The organism is Bacillus sp. R45 (genome assembly GCF_021729365.1).
GTDB classification, from domain to species: domain Bacteria; phylum Bacillota; class Bacilli; order Bacillales; family Bacillaceae; genus Bacillus; species Bacillus velezensis.
In genome coordinates this window covers 2,489,440-2,510,593 of record NZ_CP091421.1, presented here as the reverse complement: position 1 = coordinate 2,510,593, position 21,154 = coordinate 2,489,440, and the positions used below count along the sequence as shown (strand labels likewise).

26 protein-coding genes and 1 tRNA gene are annotated in these 21,154 nt (G+C 45.3%); 20 read left to right on the top strand and 7 right to left on the bottom strand.

Features of this window, described 5'->3' with window-relative positions; all coding sequences use genetic code 11:
* Positions 1-52: 52 nt before the first annotated feature.
* Positions 53-817, bottom strand: coding sequence for a DUF1189 domain-containing protein (locus L3V45_RS12235; RefSeq protein WP_044053471.1), 765 nt, complete (start codon positions 815-817; stop codon positions 53-55).
* Positions 818-974: 157 nt separating this feature from the next.
* Here L3V45_RS12235 and L3V45_RS12230 point away from each other — a divergent pair, with 157 nt between their 5' ends.
* The 9 genes from L3V45_RS12230 (at position 975) to pstB (L3V45_RS12190) (ending at position 10,424) form a co-directional block, all read left to right on the top strand.
* Complete coding sequence (locus L3V45_RS12230; protein WP_003153024.1) at positions 975-1,457, top strand: DUF456 domain-containing protein; 483 nt, start codon at positions 975-977, stop codon at positions 1,455-1,457.
* Between the two features lie 166 nt (positions 1,458-1,623).
* Positions 1,624-2,229 carry a superoxide dismutase SodA gene (gene sodA, locus L3V45_RS12225; protein ID WP_003153025.1) on the top strand — a complete coding sequence of 202 codons (606 nt, stop codon included), beginning with the start codon at positions 1,624-1,626 and terminating at the stop codon, positions 2,227-2,229.
* A 117-nt stretch (positions 2,230-2,346) separates the two neighbouring features.
* On the top strand, positions 2,347-3,636 hold the full coding sequence (locus tag L3V45_RS12220) for an MFS transporter (RefSeq protein WP_014305429.1): 1,290 nt from the start codon (positions 2,347-2,349) through the stop codon (positions 3,634-3,636).
* A gap of 101 nt (positions 3,637-3,737) precedes the next feature.
* On the top strand, positions 3,738-5,885 hold the full coding sequence (pbpA, locus tag L3V45_RS12215) for a penicillin-binding protein 2A (protein WP_014305428.1): 2,148 nt from the start codon (positions 3,738-3,740) through the stop codon (positions 5,883-5,885).
* A gap of 155 nt (positions 5,886-6,040) precedes the next feature.
* Positions 6,041-6,943, top strand: a complete 903-nt coding sequence (locus L3V45_RS12210) for a phosphate ABC transporter substrate-binding protein (protein ID WP_012117998.1) — start codon at positions 6,041-6,043, stop codon at positions 6,941-6,943.
* Positions 6,944-6,991: 48 nt separating this feature from the next.
* On the top strand, positions 6,992-7,921 hold the full coding sequence (gene pstC / locus L3V45_RS12205; protein WP_003153034.1) for a phosphate ABC transporter permease subunit PstC: 930 nt from the start codon (positions 6,992-6,994) through the stop codon (positions 7,919-7,921).
* Positions 7,921-8,805 (top strand): phosphate ABC transporter permease PstA, encoded by an 885-nt coding sequence (gene pstA / locus L3V45_RS12200; RefSeq protein ID WP_236837017.1) that lies wholly within the window; start codon positions 7,921-7,923, stop codon positions 8,803-8,805. Before pstC ends, pstA begins: the two co-directional genes overlap by 1 nt.
* Positions 8,806-8,823: 18 nt before the next feature.
* Positions 8,824-9,630, top strand: a complete 807-nt coding sequence (pstB, locus tag L3V45_RS12195; protein ID WP_003153038.1) for a phosphate ABC transporter ATP-binding protein PstB — start codon at positions 8,824-8,826, stop codon at positions 9,628-9,630.
* An 11-nt stretch (positions 9,631-9,641) separates the two neighbouring features.
* Positions 9,642-10,424 (top strand): phosphate ABC transporter ATP-binding protein PstB, encoded by a 783-nt coding sequence (gene pstB, locus L3V45_RS12190; RefSeq protein ID WP_003153040.1) that lies wholly within the window; start codon positions 9,642-9,644, stop codon positions 10,422-10,424.
* A 98-nt stretch (positions 10,425-10,522) separates the two neighbouring features.
* Here the strand turns inward: pstB (L3V45_RS12190) and L3V45_RS12185 are convergent, their stop codons facing one another.
* Together L3V45_RS12185 and L3V45_RS12180 are read right to left on the bottom strand one after the other, a co-directional pair.
* Positions 10,523-10,987, bottom strand: a complete 465-nt coding sequence (locus L3V45_RS12185) for an endolytic transglycosylase MltG (RefSeq protein ID WP_003153042.1) — start codon at positions 10,985-10,987, stop codon at positions 10,523-10,525.
* Positions 10,984-11,337, bottom strand: coding sequence for a hypothetical protein (locus L3V45_RS12180; RefSeq protein ID WP_003153047.1), 354 nt, complete (start codon positions 11,335-11,337; stop codon positions 10,984-10,986). Before L3V45_RS12180 ends, L3V45_RS12185 begins: the two co-directional genes overlap by 4 nt.
* A gap of 347 nt (positions 11,338-11,684) precedes the next feature.
* Between L3V45_RS12180 and rpmG the strand changes: the two genes are divergently transcribed.
* From rpmG to L3V45_RS12165, 3 genes are all read left to right on the top strand, one after another.
* Positions 11,685-11,834: a 50S ribosomal protein L33 gene (gene rpmG / locus L3V45_RS12175; protein WP_003153056.1), complete on the top strand. Its 150-nt coding sequence runs from the start codon at positions 11,685-11,687 to the stop codon at positions 11,832-11,834.
* Between the two features lie 78 nt (positions 11,835-11,912).
* A complete protein-coding gene (locus L3V45_RS12170) occupies positions 11,913-12,467 on the top strand; it encodes a 5-formyltetrahydrofolate cyclo-ligase (RefSeq protein ID WP_236837016.1) in 555 nt (184 codons plus the stop codon).
* Between the two features lie 70 nt (positions 12,468-12,537).
* The gene (locus L3V45_RS12165) at positions 12,538-12,711 is read left to right on the top strand and encodes a hypothetical protein (RefSeq protein WP_003153061.1); all 174 of its coding nucleotides are present in this window, start codon (positions 12,538-12,540) and stop codon (positions 12,709-12,711) included.
* Between the two features lie 76 nt (positions 12,712-12,787).
* Here the strand turns inward: L3V45_RS12165 and nhaC are convergent, their stop codons facing one another.
* Positions 12,788-14,152, bottom strand: a complete 1,365-nt coding sequence (nhaC, locus tag L3V45_RS12160; RefSeq protein WP_015387998.1) for a Na+/H+ antiporter NhaC — start codon at positions 14,150-14,152, stop codon at positions 12,788-12,790.
* Between the two features lie 196 nt (positions 14,153-14,348).
* On the opposite strand from nhaC, the gene L3V45_RS12155 reads away from it, so the two are divergent.
* From L3V45_RS12155 to L3V45_RS12135, 5 genes are all read left to right on the top strand, one after another.
* The gene (locus L3V45_RS12155; protein ID WP_003153065.1) at positions 14,349-14,558 is read left to right on the top strand and encodes a YqgQ family protein; all 210 of its coding nucleotides are present in this window, start codon (positions 14,349-14,351) and stop codon (positions 14,556-14,558) included.
* A gap of 34 nt (positions 14,559-14,592) precedes the next feature.
* Positions 14,593-15,555 (top strand): glucose kinase GlcK, encoded by a 963-nt coding sequence (glcK, locus tag L3V45_RS12150; protein ID WP_003153068.1) that lies wholly within the window; start codon positions 14,593-14,595, stop codon positions 15,553-15,555.
* Positions 15,556-15,637: 82 nt separating this feature from the next.
* Entirely contained in the window at positions 15,638-16,765 is a 1,128-nt protein-coding gene (locus L3V45_RS12145) for a M14 family metallopeptidase (protein ID WP_139885319.1), read from the top strand.
* A gap of 72 nt (positions 16,766-16,837) precedes the next feature.
* Positions 16,838-17,875: a YqgU-like beta propeller domain-containing protein gene (locus L3V45_RS12140; protein WP_139885318.1), complete on the top strand. Its 1,038-nt coding sequence runs from the start codon at positions 16,838-16,840 to the stop codon at positions 17,873-17,875.
* Positions 17,876-17,880: 5 nt separating this feature from the next.
* Positions 17,881-18,195, top strand: coding sequence for an MTH1187 family thiamine-binding protein (locus L3V45_RS12135; protein WP_003153073.1), 315 nt, complete (start codon positions 17,881-17,883; stop codon positions 18,193-18,195).
* A 32-nt stretch (positions 18,196-18,227) separates the two neighbouring features.
* Here L3V45_RS12135 and L3V45_RS12130 read toward each other — a convergent pair whose 3' ends face one another.
* Positions 18,228-18,401 (bottom strand): DUF2759 domain-containing protein, encoded by a 174-nt coding sequence (locus L3V45_RS12130; RefSeq protein ID WP_076984120.1) that lies wholly within the window; start codon positions 18,399-18,401, stop codon positions 18,228-18,230.
* A 154-nt stretch (positions 18,402-18,555) separates the two neighbouring features.
* Here L3V45_RS12130 and L3V45_RS12125 point away from each other — a divergent pair, with 154 nt between their 5' ends.
* On the top strand, positions 18,556-19,194 hold the full coding sequence (locus L3V45_RS12125) for an MBL fold metallo-hydrolase (protein WP_025852931.1): 639 nt from the start codon (positions 18,556-18,558) through the stop codon (positions 19,192-19,194).
* Positions 19,195-19,234: 40 nt separating this feature from the next.
* Here the strand turns inward: L3V45_RS12125 and L3V45_RS12120 are convergent, their stop codons facing one another.
* Positions 19,235-19,480 carry a DUF2626 domain-containing protein gene (locus tag L3V45_RS12120; RefSeq protein ID WP_003153078.1) on the bottom strand — a complete coding sequence of 82 codons (246 nt, stop codon included), beginning with the start codon at positions 19,478-19,480 and terminating at the stop codon, positions 19,235-19,237.
* Between the two features lie 236 nt (positions 19,481-19,716).
* On the opposite strand from L3V45_RS12120, the gene L3V45_RS12115 reads away from it, so the two are divergent.
* On the top strand, positions 19,717-20,097 hold the full coding sequence (locus L3V45_RS12115) for a Spx/MgsR family RNA polymerase-binding regulatory protein (RefSeq protein ID WP_003153079.1): 381 nt from the start codon (positions 19,717-19,719) through the stop codon (positions 20,095-20,097).
* 63 nt (positions 20,098-20,160) lie between these two features.
* Here the strand turns inward: L3V45_RS12115 and L3V45_RS12110 are convergent.
* Positions 20,161-20,231, bottom strand: a tRNA-Gln gene (locus L3V45_RS12110).
* Between the two features lie 71 nt (positions 20,232-20,302).
* On the opposite strand from L3V45_RS12110, the gene L3V45_RS12105 reads away from it, so the two are divergent.
* Complete coding sequence (locus L3V45_RS12105; RefSeq protein ID WP_003153080.1) at positions 20,303-21,133, top strand: STAS domain-containing protein; 831 nt, start codon at positions 20,303-20,305, stop codon at positions 21,131-21,133.
* The last annotated feature ends 21 nt before the right edge of the window (positions 21,134-21,154 follow it).

Below are 21,154 nucleotides of genomic sequence, written 5' to 3'. Positions count from 1 at the left end.
CTTGTCCCATTTTGTTCATGACAAAAAAGAAGACCGCCGGGGGCAGTCTTTGTTACACAGCTGTTTTTCTTGGCGGAATCTCTTTTAAGACGAGGAAAAGGATGATAAAGTTTACAAACCAATTCACTAAAAATTCACTCGGCACCGTAATAACAAGCGCGCGCATGATCGTAAAGAATACGGTCGAAAGTGTAATGGAATAAGCCGAAAGCTTCCAGAGCTGCTGGTAATTCAATGTCTTTCTTTGCGCATTTTTCAATATCAGGCCGATGACGGCGAGAAATGATACTTCAATGAATTTGCCTGCCGCTGTCATGATGAACAGCAAAACGGACAGGACGGTGACGATCATTGTTTTATTTTGGTTTAATGCTGATATGATTTCTTTTTTTGTGATATCGGCAGGCATCAGCGAATAATTCATTTCTGTCGCTTGTCCGTCTACAGCAAGCACCATTTTATTTTTCAAAATGCCGATCGCATTTTGTTTCGCCGCTATTTGTTTCGCGCCGTAAGCATCTGTGGGATCAAAGACGATGACGAACCCGTTCGCTTCCGTTTCCTTAGAGGCGGACGCTTTCGTCTGCAATTCTCCGTTTGAAATGCTGAAATCAGGGAAATCTTTCTTTAACACGGTTTTGAAACCGTTCATTGAGTTTACGGTGCCGGAGCAAAGGTAATAAGCGCTTGGCAGCGTAAAAAGGACAGACAGCAAAAATACATAAAGGATCGCTTTTCCTATCCCCTGAAACCGTGTTTTTGCAATATCTGCCGGAGAGTATGTACTTTTCAATAAAGCCGTAAATATGTTCAACATCTTCACTTCCTAGCCTAAACTGGTATATGTTGCTTATTGTATCGTTCACAGGGGATGAACACAAGTGAGAGTATTTAAAGCGGTGATAAGGAATCATACATATAAGATAAAGCGGGAAGCGGTGATCGCCCGCAAAACAAAGGAGGGTGTTTTTGTCATGAGTGTTTTGTATTGGCTGATTATCATTGCGGTCTTCGTCATTGCTTTTATCGGGCTTGTATATCCGGTGATTCCAAGCGTTATTTTTATTGTGGCCGGTTTTCTTCTCTACGGGTTTATGTTTTCCTTCAGTCCTTATTCCTACCTGTTTTGGCTCATTGAGGCGGTATTTGCGGCCGTTTTATTCGCAGCTGATTATGTGTCAAATTTACTTGGCGTTAAAAGGTACGGAGGAAGCAGGGCGGCAATCTGGGGAAGCACGATCGGATTATTGATCGGGCCCTTCGTTATTCCCGTGGCAGGCATTATATTAGGGCCGTTTATCGGTGCTGTCTGCGCTGAGGTGTTTGTTCATCAAAAGGATATCAAGTCCGCGGCAAAAGTGGGGCTCGGTTCGTTAATCGGTTTTTTAACAAGCGTGGCGGCAAAAGGCGTCATTCAGCTCTTTATGATCGGATATTTCTTATGGACGGTGCTTTAGAAAGGTTTAATTTCGGCAGGGAACGGATAAAGTGTAATATGTCTGCTGGAATCGCCGGATTGTGAGCTTTTTCATTGATTACCATGCTTTCTTTTGTTACATTGAGATTAGAAAAGTTCGCGTTAAGCGGCATTTCAGTACATATATTTAAAGGAGGAAAAAAATTATGGCTTACAAACTTCCAGAATTGCCTTACGCTTATGATGCTTTAGAACCTCATATCGATAAGGAAACGATGACGATTCATCATACGAAGCACCATAACACATACGTGACAAACCTCAACAAAGCGATCGAAGGATCAGCGCTTGCAGAGAAATCTGTAGATGAGCTTGTCGCAGATTTGAACGCAGTGCCGGAGGACATCCGCACAGCTGTCCGCAACAATGGCGGCGGACATGCCAACCACTCTTTATTCTGGACTCTTTTATCTCCGAACGGCGGAGGCGAACCGACTGGTGAGCTTGCTGAAGAGATCAAAAGCACGTTCGGAAGCTTCGATCAATTTAAAGAAAAATTCGCCGCAGCAGCTGCCGGCCGTTTCGGTTCAGGCTGGGCTTGGCTTGTTGTAAACAACGGCAAACTTGAAATTACAAGCACGCCAAACCAAGATTCACCGCTTTCAGAGGGTAAAACACCTGTCCTCGGTCTTGATGTTTGGGAGCATGCGTACTACCTGAACTACCAAAACCGCCGTCCTGATTACATTTCAGCTTTCTGGAATGTTGTGAACTGGGATGAAGTTGCCCGTCTTTACAGCGAAGCAAAATAAATAGTTCGATCAAACAAGGTCTCCCGCGGGAGGCCTTGTTTTTTTATTGACTTTGAATCCTTTTACATATCTCAGTTTGAGTGAGACAAACTAATGTGTAGTAAAGGGGAGTCAATGATGAGCAAAATAAAAAAAATTATCGGCGACATCGAAATAAATAAAGGGCTGCTGCTGTTATTGACGATTGGCGGCCTTTACTCATTGGGCATCGCGCTGTCAAATACATTTGTCAACGTGTATTTGTGGAAGCAGTCGGGAAAATTTATTGATTTGGCCATATACAATTTGTCGGTCGTAACGATGCAGCCGGTTACCTTTCTGCTGGCCGGCCGGCTGGCTAAAAAAATTGACAGGGTGTTTATTCTCAGGTTCGGCGTTATCTTTTTGGCCGCTTTTTATTTAAGTGTGCTGCTTGCCGGAGAAACTGCGGCTTCCCGTCTCGTTTTGATAGGGGCCGTGCTCGGAGTTGGATACGGCTTTTACTGGCTGGCTTTTAATGTGCTGACGTTCGAAATTACGGAACCGGAAACGAGAGATTTTTTTAACGGGTTTTTAGGCATTTTGTCTTCATCGGCGGGCATGATCGGTCCGATTGTGGCCGGATATGTCATTTCAAGACTTGAAAACAATACGGGTTATACAATCATTTTCAGCCTGTCGCTCGGCTTATTTGCCCTTGCCGTGGTCATGAGCTTTTTTCTGAAGCGGAGGGAGTCGAAAGGCCGGTTTATGCTGAAAAAAGTTTTTGATGAGCGCCACACGAATCTGAATTGGCGCCGGATTACCAACGCGCACTTTTTTCAAGGCTTGAGAGAGGGGATTTTTGTTTTTTTAATCAGCGTATTTGTATTCATTGCGACAAACAGTGAGCTGGCGCTCGGAACATTCGGTCTCGTCAATTCCGCGGTTTCTTTTTTTGCCTATTATTTTGCATCAAGGCTCATCAAAAAAAGAGCGCGGAAAAAGGCGATTCTTATCGGCGGATTGATCTTGTACGGCGCCCTGTTTCTTATCATTTTTAAAATGAGCTTCACGACGCTCCTTTTGTACGGAGTGTTTATTGCGATCGGCTATCCAGTTCTGCTCGTGCCGTATGTCTCGCTTACATATGATGTGATAGGCCGGGCGCGGCTTGCCAGAAAAGCCAGAATTGAATACATTGTGCTCAGGGAGTTATTTTTAAATGCGGGCCGGATCGTTTCCATCCTTTGTTTCCTTGTAATCGTTACATTATTCAAGGAAAAAGTGGGAATACCGGCGGCGCTCGTGCTGCTCGGAGCCGGCCATCCTCTGATTTATTACTTTATAAAAGACATCAGACTGGATACGGAAACTTCTGATGAAACAGTAGAAGAAGACCGACAAAAACAGGCGGCGGAACCGAATTTTATAAAAGGAGAAAGATAAAAGGGTTATCTGTAGAAAAATATCGAAAAAACCTTTAGAATGAAAAATGGCACCTGAACAGAAGGTGTCATTTCTTTCTGTAAATAAGAAAAGGTGATGTCATGAGGAGAAATAAAAAGAAAATAGCTGTAAACAAAGAAAAGAAAAAATCACTGCCGATCCGGCTTAATTTTTTGTTTTTGGCCGCGTTTCTTATTTTCACTTGGATTATCGTCGAGCTTGGCATCAAGCAGATCGTTCAGGGTGATGATTATAAAAACGCCGCTAATAAGCAGGAGGAGTCTGATGTCAGCACGGCGGTTCCGAGAGGGAAAATATACGACCGGAACCTAAATCCCATCGTAACGAATAAAGCATTAAATGCGATTACATATACACGTTCAGCCTCAACCACCCAGGCGCAGCGTTTAAAAATCGCAAAAAAACTGTCGGGTATGATTAAGGTAAGCACCAAAAAGGTGACTGAGCGGGATAAAAAAGACTATTGGATGTTAACGAGGCCTGATGAAGCGAAAAAACTGATTACGGCCGAAGAAAAGCAAAAAGCTGAAGACAAAAAACTGTCTGAAGATGATTTATATCAGCTTCAGCTGAAACGTATCACAGACAAACAGCTGAATGAGCTCACTTCAAAAGATATGCAGATCCTTGCGATCAAAAGGCAGATGGATTCAGGCTACTCACTGACGCCTCAATACATCAAAAATGAAGGGGTGTCGGCAAAAGAAATGGCCGTCGTCAGCGAACATTTAGATGAACTGCCGGGAGTTGACGTGACGTCTGACTGGGAACGGTCTTATCCTTATAAAAGCCTGATCCGGACATTGCTCGGCAGTGTATCCAGTGCGAACGAAGGTCTTCCTTCCAATCTGCTGGATCACTATCTGTCACTCGGCTACAGCCGGAATGACAGGGTCGGAAAAAGCTATTTAGAATATCAATATGAAAGCCTGCTGCAGGGTCAAAAAGAGAAAGTGCAGAACTTAACCGACTCATCCGGAAATGTCACGGGCAGCAAAGTGATTTCAAAAGGACAGGCCGGCAAAGACCTTGTTTTATCCATTGATATGGATCTGCAGAAATCCGTTGAAAAAATCATTGAGAAAAATTTAAGATCGGCAAAAGCGAGACCGAGCACGAAGCTTCTTGATCGGGCCTTCGTCGTCATGATGAACCCGAAAAACGGAGAAGTGCTGACGATGGCCGGCAAACAGATTACGAATGATCATGGAAAGTACAAAATTAATGATTATGCCCTCGGCGCAATGACTTCCTCCTACGCAATGGGATCGGCGGTCAAAGGAGCGACGGTGTTGACCGGACTGCAGACGGGCGCGATTAATTTGAACACCGTTTTCCAGGATGAACCTATGTATTTCAAGGGAAGTAAAAACCCGAAAAAATCATGGACGAATTTAGGTCCCGTAGATATCCAAAAAGCGCTTCAGGAATCCTCAAACGTGTTCATGTTCAAAACGGCGATTGCTGTCGGTAAAGGGGAGTACAAAAAAGGCCAGTCCCTGCCGCTTGATATGAAGGCATTCGATACTTTCAGATACTACTTCAATCAGTTCGGACTCGGAGTTAAGACGGGGATTGATCTTCCGAATGAAGCAACCGGGTACCAAGGGACACAGCGAATTTCCGGTCTTCTGTTAGACTTTGCCATCGGGCAGTATGATACGTTTACACCGCTGCAAATGGCGCAGTATGTATCAACGATCGCCAATGGAGGCTATCGTTTGAAACCTCAGCTTGTAAAAGAGGTCAGACAGCCTGATTCGAAAAAAGGAATCGGAGCCGTTGTAGAGTCTGTTCAGCCTCAAGTACTGAACAAGATTGATATGAATCATGCAGACATTAAAGAAGTGCAGGCAGGTTTCAGACGTGTCATGACAAAAGGGACAGCCGCAACTGATTTTGCGACGGCGACATACAGTCCTGCCGGTAAAACGGGTACGGCGCAATCTTTCTATGACGGTCCTGACAAATCAGAGACGGGTGAAGGAACGTATAATACGACTCTTGTCGCGTATGCACCTGCTGATAATCCGGAAGTGGCTATTTCTGTAGTCGTTCCTTGGGCCTATATTAATTACAGCGATCGATATTCGATTACGAATGATATAGGAAGAGCAGCTCTGGACAAATACTTTGAGCTGAAAAAGAAACAAGAAGATAATAATACGAAGCAGAAAAACGAAGATAAAATTCAGGAAGACGCTGAAAACGGCAATACAAGCAACTAACAGAAAAACGCTCACAACCTGTGAGCGTTTTTTTTATACAAAAAAACATCCGGATTTACAAAACCTTAACACTTGATTTATACGCATTTTACAAGAACCCTTTACTCTATACGTGTAGGACAAATTACACATTAAATGCAGGGGGAATTCAGGAAATGAAAAAAAACAAATGGATGCTTATGCTTCTGATGGCTGCTGTTATGATTGTTGCTGCAGCATGCGGAAATGCAAAGGAAAGCGGCAAGACAGACAGTCAATCTGCAAGTGAGGATAAAAAAGCATCAGGTTCTTTAACCATTTCTGGTTCATCAGCCATGCAGCCGTTAGTACTGGCAGCGGCGGAAAAGTTTATGGAAAAACATCCGGATGCTGATGTGCAGGTGCAAGCGGGAGGTTCAGGAACAGGACTTTCGCAAGTGTCTGAAGGGGCAGTGCAAATCGGCAACTCAGATGTCTTCGCTGAAGAAAAAGAAGGCATTGATGCGAAAGCCCTAAAAGACCACCGAGTAGCGGTAGTGGCGATGGCGGCTGCGGTCAACCCCGGTGCGGGCGTAAAGGATATAACCAAAAAACAGCTGACAGACGTCTTTACAGGTAAAATTAAAAACTGGAAAGAGCTTGGCGGTAAAGATCAAAAAATTACACTCGTGAACCGTCCTGATTCATCTGGAACACGCGCTACGTTCGTCAAATATGCTCTTGACGGAGCAGAGCCTGCAGAGGGCATTACAGAGGATTCCTCCAATACAGTCAAAAAAATCATTGCGGAAACGCCGGGAGCAATCGGTTATCTGGCATTCTCTTATATAAACGATGACAAAGTAACGCCTTTATCGATCGGAGGCATCAAACCGGAAGAGAAAAACGTCGTCACAGGCGAGTATCCGATTTGGGCTTACGAGCACTCTTATACGAAAGGTGAAGCGTCAGGCCTTACAAAAACGTTTCTTGACTATATGAACAGCGATGAAGTACAGAAAAGTATCGTAAAAGATCAGGGCTACATTCCGATCTCTGATATGAAAGTCACACGTGACGCAAACGGCAAGCAAAGCTGAGGGGAGGGCGGGCTCCCCGCCTCTTCTTCTTTATAGGAGTGTAAACAAATGATAAATCACAGAGAAAAAGAGTCTGTAAGCGAACGCTTAATAAGCTCAAAACAAAACAGGCAATTGGATGAAGTCCGCGGAAGGGTGATTGTGTCTGTGTGTGCCGCGATTATCATTGCGGCATCAGCGGCGATCACAATTTTTCTCGGCATAAAGGGGCTGCAATCTTTTTTTGTAAACGGTGTAAGCCCGATTGAGTTCTTAACAAGTCTGAATTGGAATCCAACCCAGGCAAAACCTGAGTTCGGCGCGCTGCCTTTTATTTTCGGATCATTTGCGGTCACGATTCTGTCCGCTCTGATCGCAGCGCCCCTCGGTATTGCGGGTGCCGTGTTTATGACGGAAATTGCGCCGACTTGGGGAAAAAAGGTGCTGCAGCCGGTAATTGAGCTGCTTGTCGGCATTCCGTCCGTCGTTTATGGATTCATAGGTCTTACAGTATTGGTTCCGTTTATCGGCTCTTTTAAATCAAGCGGAACGGGTCACAGCCTTCTGGCGGGGACGATCGTACTCTCGGTAATGATTCTGCCGACTGTTACATCGATTTCCGCTGATGCGCTTGCGTCACTTCCGAAACACCTTCGCGACGGTTCATATGCGCTTGGTGCGACGAGGTGGCAGACAATCAGAAAGGTGCTTATCCCGGCGGCGTTTCCGACATTGCTGACCGCTGTCGTGCTCGGGATGGCAAGAGCGTTCGGAGAAGCACTCGCCGTACAGATGGTTATCGGAAATACAAAGCTTCTGCCGGAAAGCCTGCTTGATACGGCGGGAACATTAACGACGATTATCACGTTAAACATGGGCCATACCACATACGGCAGTATTGAAAATAATACGTTATGGTCTATGGGGCTTGTTCTTCTCATCATGTCGTTTCTGTTTATATTGCTCATACGCTACTTGTCATCTAGGAGGAAAGTGTAATGAACCGGAAAATAACGGATAAATTGGCCACCGGTGTATTCGGGTTATGCGCCGCTGTAATCGCGGCGATTTTGGCAGGATTGTTTTTGTACATTCTTATTCACGGCGTCTCTGAAATCTCCTTGCGTTTTCTTACGTCAAAATCGAGCGCCATTGCCTCAGGCGGCGGAATACGGGATCAGCTTTTTAACTCCTTTTACATTCTGTTTATCACCATGCTGATCACGATACCGCTTGGTGTGGGGGGCGGCGTCTTTATGGCTGAATATGCGCCCCAAAATAAAATCACCGATTTTATCAGAACGTGTATTGAGGTGCTGTCTTCGCTTCCGTCCATTGTCATCGGGATGTTCGGCATGCTGATGTTTGTAAACCTGACCGGATGGGGCTACACGATTATCGGGGGCGCGCTCGCATTAACGGTCTTTAACCTTCCCGTTATGGTCCGGGTGACAGAAGGCGCGCTCACTGCAGTCCCTAAGGACCTGAAAGAAGCTTCTCTCGCTTTAGGCGTATCGAGATGGCATACCGTCAAAACGGTGCTGATTCCGAGTGCGATTCCTTCAATTTTAACCGGAGCCATTCTGGCATCAGGAAGAGTATTCGGAGAAGCGGCCGCATTGTTATTTACAGCGGGGCTGACAACGCCGCGGCTGAACTTTACGGATTTGAACCCGTTTTCTGAATCATCTCCTTTCAACATTTTCAGGCCGGCTGAGACGCTGGCGGTTCATATATGGAGTGTCAATACGCAGGGAATCATCCCTGACGCCGAAGCGATTGCAAACGGCGGCTCGGCGGTGCTGGTGATTTCGGTTCTCTTGTTTAACCTTTCTGCGAGATGGCTCGGGTCTGTCATTTATAAAAAGCTTACGGCAAATTAATCGGAAAGAGGCGAAAACATGATTGATCACATCATCAGGGAACAAGCGGAACAAACAAAGCGTTTGCCGGAGTCTTCGATTTTGGAAGTGAAGCATTTATCAATTTATTACGGTGACAAACAAGCGGTAAAAGATGTAAACATGAATATTGAAAAACATGCGGTGACGGCTCTGATCGGTCCGTCCGGCTGCGGGAAATCAACATTTTTGAGACAGATTAACAGAATGAACGATGCCATTGCTTCGGCAAGAAGCGAGGGAGAGATCCTTTATGAAGGGCTGAATATTTTGGGTGAAGCGATTAATGTCGTGTCTCTCAGACGGGAAATCGGTATGGTGTTTCAAAAACCGAATCCGTTCCCGAAATCCATTTACAATAACATCACACATGCGCTGAAGTATGCGGGGGAACGCAGGAAAGCCGTTTTGGATGAGGCGGTCGAGGAAAGCTTAACGAAGGCGGCGCTTTGGGATGAAGTCAAAGACCGGCTTCATTCATCGGCTCTGTCGTTATCAGGCGGCCAGCAGCAGCGCCTTTGTATCGCCCGTACGCTTGCGATGAAACCTGCCGTGCTTCTTTTAGATGAACCGGCTTCAGCTCTGGACCCTATTTCAAACGCCAGAATCGAGACGCTTTTGACAGAACTGAAAAAAGATTATTCGATTATTATCGTTACGCATAACATGCAGCAGGCGCTGAGGGTGTCTGACCGAACGGCTTTCTTTTTAAACGGGGAAGTGGTGGAATACGGGCAGACAGAACAAATTTTCACGAGTCCTAAAGCGCAAAAGACAGATGACTACATTAACGGAAAGTTCGGATAGGGGGAAGGACTGTGAGCCTTGTGAAGGAAGCGGTGCACACACAGAATTTATTTGATATTCACGGCATGAACGTATGGTACGGAGCCCATCAGGCTTTAAAAGACATTACGATCGGTTTTGAGGAGCGGAAGGTAACTGCGATCATCGGTCCGTCCGGCTGCGGGAAATCCACTTTTATTAAAACATTAAACTTAATGCTGCAAATGGCCCCGAATGTCAAAGTGACAGGCGACATGATCTATAACGGGCGCAATCTGCTGAAGGAAAAGACGGATGCGGCAGAATTAAGAAAACAGATCGGTATGGTGTTTCAAAAAGGAAATCCGTTTCCCCAGTCAATATTTGAGAATGTCGTGTACGGTCCGAGAATTCACGGCGAAAAAAATAAAAAGAAACTGCTTGAAATCGCCGAGGAATCTTTAAAAGCAGCTGCGCTCTGGGATGAAGTGAAGGATCGCCTTCACCAACAGGCGCTTTCACTGTCAGGCGGTCAGCAGCAGCGGCTGTGCATCGCAAGAGCGCTCGCCACCAAACCGGACGTCCTTCTGATGGATGAACCGACGTCCGCTCTTGATCCCGTGTCCACGCGGAAAATAGAAGAGCTGATTTTGACATTGAAAGAAAAGTATACAATCGTCATTGTGACTCATAACATGCAGCAGGCTGCGAGGGTCTCTGATCAAACCGCGTTTTTCTATATGGGCGAACTGGTGGAGTGGGGCGATACGGGCAAAATATTTTCTCAGCCAGATCATCAAAAAACACATGATTATATCACCGGAAAATTCGGATGAAAAAAACGGGCCCGGCCATTAACCGGGTCCGTTTTATATGTCTATTAAAAAAGCCTGCCGGCCGTATCCATCTGAATGGACGATGCCTGCAAGCTTTTTTAGCGGGTTAATGTTTTGACGATTTTTTTAAAGCTCATATCTGAATCGACTTTGAAATGGCCGGCGCGGATTTCTTTGTGGTAGCCTGCGTCAATGACGTAATCATTGAAGTCTTTCGCTGAAGGAATAATCCCTTCTTTTTCAAGAATGGATGACACATCAGCAGTGCTCATTCCGTCTTTAATCGTCAGTTTGTATGTTACTTTTTTCTTTTTGGCGTCTGTGTTTTGGTCGTTGTTTAACGATTTTTCTTTAGAATCAAGCAGTTTTTGATAGTCATCCCGGTTGACGGAGACTTTGTGCTGATCGTCGAGGTAGCTGTTTACTTCTTTTTCTGTCAATGCTGTTTTTTCGGTTTTAACGGCGGCTGCCTGGTCATGGTCAGTCAAATAGAAGACAGCGGCGAGAACGGCCGTCGCTAAAATCATGCCTGCTGCAAAAGCCTGAATGCCCCGTTTTGTCATACGAGCACCTTCTCATTATCTTTAATAATGGTATTGACGTCCTCGACAGACACGTGCTCCGCTTTTGCGATGGCTTCCGCAGACATTCCGTTGTTATATTTTGAAATGATTTGTTTGGCGATTTTTTGGTTAATGCCGCTGCTTTTGGCTTTGCGGATCACGAGGTTGGTTTCCAGCAATTCTTCTTCAAGCACCGTCATTTTCTTTTTCAACTTGTAAATTTCCTGCATGGCGGAAAGCTGAAGCGTTTCTAGCTCCTGTTCCACGTCTTTCATCGGATCTCTTTGAGAATATGAGAATGCAATAAGCGCTATACTGACGATAAACAACGCAATAATAGCAATTTCCACGTTTCATCACCTTCTATTATTAATTTGCCCTTCTTTTTTATACCATAAAACGCCGCCATTCTAAAGGAAATAGAGAAAAAAACGGAATTTTGTCGGAAAATCTTTTTTACTCGGGGAGCAAACGGTTATTTCTCTATAGATTTCGTATCAGAAAGCCCTTTTTTGTCCTGTTTCGTCATATTTTTCCTTCTTCTGACGCAAGCTCATTCAGAGGATCAGAAGCGTAAACTGATGTTTTCTGCACTTAAACAACATTTCATGTAAATCAGCTCTAGCATTCCGTCCATTATAGTGGTATTATATATAAGTCTGAATAAGTAAATGATATTTAGTTTGGAGGGAAAATAATGCGCGTTAATATTACTTTGGCTTGCACTGAATGTGGTGAGCGTAACTATATTTCTAAAAAGAACAAACGCAACAATCCGGACCGCGTTGAATTTAAAAAATATTGCCCACGTGATAAAAAATCTACGTTACACCGTGAAACAAAATAAGCTGTTTAACACAGCGGAAAAAGCTGGAGCTTTCAATAAAGTTCTGGCTTTTTTGTCTTTCAGGGAGGTTTGAGAAACGTGAAAGCACAAATCAGAACCCATATAAAAGCAAAGCTTTCTGACATGACAGAAAGTGAATGGGAGAAAAAATGCCGCAGCATGCGTGAAACGCTGTTTTCTTTAAAAGAATGGAGACAGGCCCGCGTGATCGCCGTTACCATCTCGACACGCCTGGAAATTCCGACACGGCCGATTATTGAACAGGCCTGGCAAGAGAAAAAACAAGTCTGTATCCCAAAATGCTTTCCGCAGACGGGAGCAATGGAGTTCCGTACATTTTCTGCGTATGATCAGCTGGAAACCGTATATGCGGGCCTCAGCGAACCGATCGAGAGTCTGACGGAAAAAGCCGCCCAAAATGACATTGACCTTGTGATTGTGCCCGGCGTGGCTTTTGACCGGGAAGGCTTCAGAATCGGATACGGCGGAGGATATTATGATCGGTACCTGTCCGGTTATAAAGGCCGTACCGTGTCGCTTCTCTTTGACTGCCAGCTGACAGACCGCATTCCCCGCATGCCCCACGATATTCCGGTCGATATGATCGTGACTGAATCTGAAACCATCGCTTAATCGCATAAAAAACTTTTTGCACCGGAATAATTCTCGCTGTTTGACAAACGATAGGGGCAGGAGGGATAAGATGAAAAAATTGTTGATCTACTCATTATGCGCCGTATCTGTTTTAGCCGTTTACCAAAACCGCTACCGTCTGATGAACAGCGTGCTCAGCCAGCCGGGGATCAGACGGACATTCATTCATTTCTTTTTAAAAATACCGTTTATCAGAAACAAATTCATTCAGCAGGCATTTTAAACAAATCCCGTTTTTTAAGCGGGATTTTTTGCATAAGAAAACCTGCCGGTAAAAAACGGCAGGTTTTCTCGTATTGTCAGCTTTTTTTCAGGAAACCGAGCAGAATTGAGATTATAGGAGAAATGTACAGGAAAAAGGTAAACGGCAGGTAGTCGACGACGGAAACCCCTAATGCGCTTGCCATAAAAGCGCCGCTTACTCCCCAGGGAATCAGCGGGTTGATCAAAGTTCCGCCGTCCTCAAGCGACCGCGCAAGGTGAATCCGCTTAATGCCGAGCTTGTCATATAAAGGTTTATAAGATTGACCCGGAATTAAGATCGACAAATACTGCTCACCTGTCGCAAGGTTTACGCCTATACTTGAGAAGACGGTCGCCATGACAAGACGTCCTTTCGTATGCACGCCTTTTATCAATCCTTGAAGCAGCGCCGCGATCAGGCCCGTTTTTTCCATCAGGCCGCCGAGCGCAAAGGCGATCATAATCAGAGAGACTGATCCCATCATCGATTGGAGCCCGCCTCTGTTGATAATGCTGGCCACAGCCTGGTCGCCGGTTTTAAACGCCGTCCCGCTTTGCAGGGCGGATATAAATCCTTGAATGCTGCTGTCAGGAATAAAAACAGCAGTCAGAAGCCCTGCGGAAATAATACCGGCGGTAAGCACCGGAATCACGGAAACCCGTCTCACAGCTAAAATGATCACTAACAGAGGTGAAAGAAGCGACCAAGGCGTAACGTGCACGGCCTCTTTTATTCCGGAAATGACCGCCTCAATATTTTGCGTTGAAGCGGCATTTATTGAAACAGATGAACCGAGAATATAAAAAAGAACGATCGTGATCAGCAGTGCCGGAACGGTGGTGCCCATCATATGGCGAATATGCTTAAAAATCGGAATTTCGCCGATTCCGGCGGCAAAATTCGTCGTGTCGGACATCGGTGACATTTTATCACCGAAACAAGCTCCGCAAATAACTGCTCCCGCCGTCCATTCGAGCGGAACTCCCGCCGCGCTTGCTACCCCTAACAGCGCGACGCCGATTGTACTGACAGTTGTCAGACTTGAGCCGACAAGCGTGCTGATAATCATGCAGGAAAATAATGCGGTCAAAAGCAGCTGACTCGGCTGTATAATTGACAAAGCGTAAACGGTGACGGTGGGAATGGCGCCGCTGTACATCCAGGCGCCGATCAGCACGCCGATCAAAGCCAGCACGATAATCGGCTGCACACCGTTTTTCAATCCGCTGACAATTCCTTTTTCAAGACTCTCCCACGAGAAACCGAGCCACAAACCTGCCAGAGACAGAATAATGACGCAAAAGAACAGCGGCATATGCGGCTCTGTATGAAAGAAAAACAGGCAGGAAATAATGACTGCTAACATCAAGACAAATAAACTGATGGCTGAGATGAACGTCAGCCTTTTTTCTTGTTTCAAAACAACACCCCATCAAACTTTAATCCTTTTGTGCTTTTGGGCACGAAAGTATTGTAACAGAAAAACGCATAAATGAGTGTTTTTTTACAATTGTGAATATACAATTTATGAAAATAATACAAGGATATTTTCTCCAATCGTTTTTGCTTGACGCCCGGATCAGTGATGAAATACGCTTATACTAAGAAGAATAGAAATGGTGAAGAAGATGAATTCATTTTATGACGTGCAGCAGCTGTTTAAGTCATTCGGACATATTGTTTATTTCGGTGACAGACAAGCCGAAATTGACTTTATGAAAGATGAATTAAAGGAAATGTACTTGTCAAACGTGATTGAAAGAGATTTATGGCAAAAAGCCGCCGGAGTTCTTCAGAGAGAATCGGAGCGGATCAGAGGCAGTTAACACAGCAGGATTTTAATAAGAAAAGGAGATTATTATGGAAGATACATGGTTTGCGGGGATTGATCTTGGCGGAACAACCATCAAGCTGGCCTTTATCAACATGTACGGTGAAATTCAGCATAAATGGGAAGTTCCGACCGATAAATCAGGAAACACAATTACGGTCACGATCGCCAAAGCGCTTGATCAGAAGCTGGAAGAACTGAACAAGCCGAAACGGATTGTAAAATGGATCGGAATGGGAGCGCCCGGACCTGTGGAAATGACGACGGGAATGGTCTATGAGACGACAAATATGGGGTGGAAAAACTATCCGCTGAAAGACCATCTCGAGGCGGAAACGGGTATTCCGGCCGTCATTGAAAACGATGCCAATATCGCGGCGCTCGGAGAAATGTGGAAGGGTGCAGGTGACGGGGCCAAAGATGTCATTTTAGTGACGCTCGGAACCGGAGTCGGCGGAGGCATCATCGTCAACGGAGAAATCGTTCACGGTAAAAACGGGGCCGGCGGAGAAATCGGTCATATTTGCAGTATTCCGGAAGGAGGAGCTCCGTGCAATTGCGGAAAATCCGGCTGCATCGAAACGATTGCGTCCGCAACCGGCATCGTCCGCATCGCGAAAGAAAAGCTTGCGGCGGTTTCCGACTCTTCGCTCTTACAAGTGCGCGATCTGACGGCACGTGACGTGTTCGAAGCAGCTAAACAGCAGGATAAGACCGCGCTTGAAGTCGTCGATTATGTCGCAAAACATTTAGGCCTCGTGCTCGGAAATCTGGCAAGCGCCATGAATCCGACAAAAATCGTGCTCGGCGGAGGCGTGTCTAAAGCGGGTGAAATCCTGCGGTCAAAAGTGGAAGAGACCTTCAAAATCACCGCGTTCCCGCGTTCTGCGGAAGCGGCCGATATTTCGATTGCGGCACTTGGAAATGACGCCGGAGTCATCGGCGGGGCGTGGATTGCCAAAAATGAATGGCTCAAACATCAAAACTGCTGAAGAAAGTCTGCCTGCCCATATCGCGGGCGGCTTTCTTTTTTTATCTCCCCTGTCATATAGTTTTTAAAAAAGGGGGATGAACATGGCGGGAATTCGTGTCAAACCTGAATTGAAACAGCATATGAAAGATATTGCAAAGGTGCTTTCAATTGATGAAAAACTGTTGAAAGCCGCTGATAAAACGGCGGAAAGCGATGAATTATTTTGTCCCGGCTTTGCCGTGAGCGGGCAGTCAGAGGGTCCGCCGCTTGAGACGCTGAGCGGGCTTTCACGATACATCCGGCACTGTGAAAGCGTTCTTTCCGCTGATCAATGGGTGAAGGAAGAAAAGGTGTACGGCTCCGAATCGGTTTATGAAGAAATTGAGAAAATAACGGATGTCTTTCCGTTTGTCACATGCCGTAAAATCGGCAGTTCCGTATTGGGAAAGCCGCTTTATGAGCTGAAAATAGGTGCGGATACGGCCGAAAGAAAAGTCCATGTAAACGCCTCATTTCATGCCAATGAATGGATCACCACCTCGGTCGCGCTTAAATGGTGTAAAGAATATTGCGCGGCATTATGCGAAAATAAAACCGTTTTCGGGCAGTCTGTGCTTGATATATTCAGCCGGACATCATTGTCATTCGTTCCGCTCGTAAATCCCGACGGTGTTGATCTCGTACTTTACGGATGTGAAGATTTATCAGAAAAAAATGAATTCCTCAACGAATTAAATGAGCGCCGCCCGGATTTCCGCGAATGGAAGGCGAATATAAACGGTGTGGATTTAAATAAACATTTCCCATCCAATTGGGATATTGAACAAAGGCGCAAACCGAAAGCCCCTTCATACCGTGATTTTCCGGGAACGGCGCCGCTCACTGAACCGGAGGCGCAGGCGATGCACCGGCTGATAACGGAACAGCCGCCTGACCGGCTGATCGCGCTTCATACGCAGGGAGAAGAGATTTACTGGGGATACGAAGGATGTGAATCGGAGCAATCATCCCAGATGATTCGGGAGTTTGAAGCGATAAGCGGAAACCGCTATCAAGGCGTTAAAACCATTGACAGCCATGCCGGTTTTAGGGATTGGTTTATACAGCAGTATGGAAAAGAGGGCTATACCATTGAGCTCGGGAAGGGAAAAAACCCTTTGCCTTTTCATCAGTTTGCTGATATTTATCAAGCGACGGAAGGTATTTTGTGGAGGTCGCTTGTTTTTTGAGACATCTGTGAAATTTCTCATTTGTTTACATAAACAAATATGGGACAATAGAAAAGAATGGAGGGAAGGCTGATGAGATACTTGGTTTGTGTTCTGCTGTCCGCATTCGTTCTGTGTTTAGCGGCCTGTGAACCATCTCATCAGCAGCAAGACACAGGCGTTTCGGCAAAATCGGCAGAACAGAAAATCGTTCCGCTCAGTAAAAAGGAAGCGGAAAAAACGGAAGGATGGCTGGATAACAGAACAATTCTGTATACAGCACATCATCAGCTGATGAAATATGATCTTTTCAGCGGAAAATCCGAACGGCTCTATGAAACAAAGGGCAATATTGTCAATGTAAAGATCAGCCGGAAAAAACAGCTGATTCTCGTACAGGTGACAAGCAGCGGTCAGACTGAGCTTGTGCTTATGAACAAGCAGGGGAAAAGACTTTATCACAAAGCCTTTAACTCTTATGAGCTGGAGACGGCTTGGAATCCGTATGACCCGTATCAAATGATGATTACCGTTTTTACTGAAACATGGGACTTCACAGCCTATACGGCCGATATGAACAACGGCATTTTAAAAAAGAGTCCCGTTCAGGCCCCTTTTGTCCATTGGACCTCCACTGATGAATTCCAATATATCAAGCAAGGAAAAACGGAGGAAGAGGGTCCTTTATATTCTTATGACTTGCAGACGAAAAAAGAAAAAAGAGTGCTTCATCACGTCATCTGGACTGATTCCCGCCCGGGCATGACGATTGCCGTCAGACCAACGGATCAATCGGACGGAGACGGCGAGTTCCTTTTCCAAAAGCCGGCATCCGTGACACACCGCTTTCCTCTCCAAAAAAAGTATGAGAGCTTCGCGCCGATGGAATATGATTACGATCAGACACACAAGCGGTTTTACATATTTAAGCCTGAAGGCCGCTCTTACAATCTGATCAGCTTTGACTTAGGAGACGAACGGGAGCGGACGGTGCTCAAAAACACGGAAATGGAGCCGATTCAGATCTCTCCGAACGGGGAATACGCTTTATACGGCTTTACGTATGACCGTCTGATATCACTGAAAACAGGCATGACAGAACCAATCATAACAAATGAAAAAGGAGTTTGAACCAAATGGCAATTGCAGATGTCACAATCATTCCGATCGGAACAAAAACACCGAGCGTCAGTGAGTATGTAGCGGATGTGCAAAACATTTTGGAGGGTTACAAAGCTGCCGGCAAAATCAAATTTCAGCTCACGCCGATGAACACGTTGATTGAAGGTGAGCTGAGCGACTTATTCGCAGTCATTCAGGATATTCACGAAGCCCCGTTCCAAAAAGGGCTGCACAGAGTGGCGACAAATATCCGCATTGATGACAGACGTGATAAAGAAACGACGCTGGAGAGCAAAATCAAAAGTGTCAGCAAACATTTGCAGCAATAAAAAATAAGCCTGTATCCATTGGATACAGGCTTTTAATGTGCAGTCGGATAGCCGCTGGTTACAACGGTCATTACGGTAAACCAGCCAAACACACCCAGGGTGGCGGCGGCTAACAAAAATCCCAGGATATTTCTCTGTCTGACAGCCCGCAGGACTCCTAATACAGCTAATAATGCGACAAGGCCGAAGATTATAACAAGTAACATCATGCTCCTCCTTTGTCATTGGAACCTGAAAATCTTTCCATTTCATTTTAACCGTTTTCATTTTGTTTGTCGATAGCGTTTTCCCGGCCGCATTCATTGAATCTTCCGCAGAAAACCTTCATAATAAGGGCATATACATAAAGAGGTGATGAAAGTGAAATGGAGACGAATGCCGGCCGGGCCGATTCAGGCAAACGCGTATTTTCTTGTCAGTGAGGATCAGTCCTGTCTTATTTTTGATCCGGGCGGGGAAGCGGACAAAATCAACAATTACATAAAAGAAAACAATCTGAAGCCGCTGGCCATCTTACTGACGCACGCCCATTTTGACCATATCGGCGCACTTGACGAAGTAAGAGACAGATGGGATGTTCCCGTCTATCTTCACAAAAAGGAAGAAAAGTGGCTGGAGGACTCTTCCTTAAACGGATCAGGCATACTGCGGGGCATTGCCGTAACGGCACGGCCCGCCGAACGGCTCATCGAAGGCGACGGCATTTTGGACATCGGGCCTTTCCATTTGGAGACATTGTTTACGCCGGGACATTCACCGGGAAGCGTTTCTTATTATGTGAAGGACGCGGATCTGGTGATTTCAGGTGATGTGCTCTTTCAGGGAGGCATCGGCCGAACTGATTTACACGGCGGAAGTCAGGACGTATTGCTTGATTCCATTCATCAAAAACTGCTCACGCTTCCCGGACATACACTTGTATTAAGCGGGCACGGGCCGGAAACGGACATCCAGACAGAGCAGGAGCGAAACCCGTTTATCAATGGTTTTTCACTGTAAATGAAAAAAGACAGACCATAATCGGTCTGTCTTTTTCTGTTCAGTGGGTTCCGCCGCCCGGTGTCATAATAAAAATAGAGTAGTATGTAAATCCGGCGAAAAATACGGTTAAGTAAGCTCCGAAAATATAAATATACATCCGCTCAGTCAGATTCAAATAAGAAAGAAATACGAAAAAGATCGTCTGTCCAAAAAACAAAAGAGAAGCGTCTTTCATGCCCCCTAGAAAAAACATGACTGCAAATATCCCCGTCCAAAATCCTAACACCCGGAACATGCGATTCATTCCTTATCCCCTCCCGAGAGTCTATCTGAAGTTTATTATAATAGATCGGCACTCAAAATGTAAACATTTTCATGATTATATTTATTGTGGAATTTATGTCTTTCCCTGTGTTTTATATCTTATGCCGTTCTCTAAAAAAGATCCGAAAAATCTTTTTGAAATACGTTTAGGGAAAAAAAGTTCAGGGTACTTATGTTAACAAAGAGACGGATTATCCGAGGGAGGAATTTTTAAAAATGAAAGAACTTATTTTTTATTCATACCCGAGCTGCACATCATGCCGAAAAACGAAACATTGGTTAAAAGCCCACAATGTTGACTTTCAAGAGCGACATCTATTCAGGGAGACACCGACAATTGATGAGTTGAAACAGATCTTATCATTAACGACCGAAGGAATTGATGAAATATTGGCGACGAGAAGCCAAACATTTAAAAACCTCAACCTCAACATTGAAGAAATGACTGTAAATGAAGTGCTGAAGCTTTTGACTGAGAAGCCGAAACTGCTGCGGCGTCCGATTCTGATCGATCGCAATAAGCTCGTTATCGGATACAATCCGGGAGAACTGATGAAGCTGACGAAGAAAAAAACGGTACATCAATCTGTATCATAAGAGAAAAACGAAGATCCGCTGATCAAATTTATCAGCTAATCTTCGTTTTTTGCGGTTGCGGGACTGGGCTAGCTGGATTCGAACCAACGATCACGGAGTCAAAGTCCATTGCCTTACCGCTTGGCTATAGCCCATCGGATGTAATTACAGTATGTGCGTCCGGCGCCGATTTATACATACAAAGTAATTTGAATGGAGGAGACCCGTGAAACATTTGAATGAAACATTATCTCGAACCTTAATTGAAGAATCAGGTGAAATCACACGCCAGTGGCTGCTCATACCAAAATCGGGGCGGCCTTCAGATGATCAGAAAGCGGAAATGCAGCACCGTCTGTTAATTGAAATCGTTGCCGGCATTTTATCGGAAAAAGAAGGCGGAGAAGAGGAGCTGACAAAGTGGGCGCTTCAGTTCGCAAGGGACCGGGCCGTCCATGAAGTACCGGTCTATGAAAGCGTCACGAGCTTTAAAGAATTCCGGAGATTGGTCTGGAACCGTATACAGACATGCTGCGAAACGATGTCTGAGAAGCCCGGGGCGAATGCGGTATTCCATTGGGGAGAGAAGCTGAACAAAGCAATTGACCATATGATTGAAGTATTTACAGAGGAATATTATAAAGTGACGGTTACACAATTAAACGCCCAAAAGGAAATGATTAACGAACTGAGCGCGCCGATTATGCCGATTGCCGCCGGTATTGGAATTTTGCCGCTTGTCGGCGAAATTGATACCTACCGGGCAAAAATGATTTTGGAATCGGTGCTTGACCAATGTTCTTCACTCCGGCTTTCTTATTTATTTTTAGATATATCAGGTGTGCCGATTGTGGATACGATGGTCGCTTATCAGATTTTCAAAGTGATTGACAGCACAAAACTTCTCGGCATAGAAACGACAATCTCAGGCATCAGGCCGGAAATCGCGCAGACCGTCGTGAAGCTCGGCATCGATTTTTCTCAGGTGAAAACGGAGCAGAGTCTGGCGAAGGCGCTGGCAAAAAACGGATTTATCGTAAAAGAATCATTAAGATGATAAAAAGCTGAATGGCCGGGA